At 59.8% G+C, this 1,052-nt stretch carries 1 protein-coding gene; it reads right to left on the bottom strand.

Features of this window, described 5'->3' with window-relative positions; genetic code table 11:
- Positions 1-33: 33 nt before the first annotated feature.
- Positions 34-1,052, bottom strand: a 1,019-nt coding sequence (locus AC1DRJ_RS29190) for an ATP-binding cassette domain-containing protein (RefSeq protein ID WP_477805185.1), incomplete at its 5' end; no start/stop codon positions are given.

The following is a 1,052-nucleotide window of genomic DNA, read 5'->3' as shown; positions in this document are numbered from 1 at the left end:
GCCTCGTTTCACTCGACAGCTCCTACATAGCGTTTACATATGGAGACCTAGCTCGGCCTTGCCATCACTAAACTGCAATGCCGCTAACCTTGCATACAATGCGTTGCTCGCAATCAACGCCTGATGCGTCCCCACTGCCACCAATTTCCCCTGATCCATCACCGCAATCCGGTCGGCGTTTTTCACCGTGGCCAAACGGTGGGCGATGACCAGGGTGGTACGGTTTTTCATGAGGCTTGGCAGGGCTTGCTGGATCAGGTGTTCGCTCTGGGCGTCGAGGGCGCTGGTAGCTTCGTCGAGCAAAAGGATCGGCGCGTCCACCAACAACGCCCGAGCGATGGCCAGGCGTTGGCGCTGACCACCGGATAGACCGAGGCCGCCGTCGCCCAGATGCGTTTGGTAACCATCAGGCATTTGCTCGATGAAGTCGTGGGCGTAGGCGATTTTTGCGGCTTCTTGGACTTGGGCCAAGGTGGCGCTCGGGTTGCCGTAGCGGATGTTCTCTTCGATGCTGCCGAAAAACAGCGCAGGATTCTGCGAGACCAATGCGAAGCAGCGGCGCAGATCGAGCGGATCAAGCTGAGTCAGCGGCACACCATCGAGCAGGATCTGTCCAGCGGCAGGGTCGTAAAAGCGCAGCAGCAAGTCATACACGGTGGATTTTCCGGCACCGGACGGGCCGACCAGAGCGAGGGTTTCGCCGGCATGAATGGCCAGACTCAAGCCATCGACGGCGTAGCTTTCCGGCCGTGAGGTGTAGGAAAAACGCACGTCTTGCAGCACCAGATCACCCTTCACCCGCTCCGGCATGGTCACCAGACCGGTGATCGGCGCCTGGATGATGTTTTCCGAGCGCAGCAATTCGGCAATCCGCTCGGCCGCACCCGCTGCTCGCTGCAACTCACCAATCACTTCGCTCAAGGTACCGAAGGCGCTGCCAACGATCAGGCTGTAGAAAACAAACGCCGCCAGTTCACCCTCCGAGATCCGCCCGGCAATCACATCCATGCCACCGACCCACAGCATGACGCCCACCGCACCCAGCACCAGAA

The organism is Pseudomonas sp. P5_B2 (assembly GCF_056400445.1).
The sequence above is the reverse complement of the archived record's forward strand: the minus strand, read 5'-3'. Positions and strand labels throughout refer to the sequence as shown.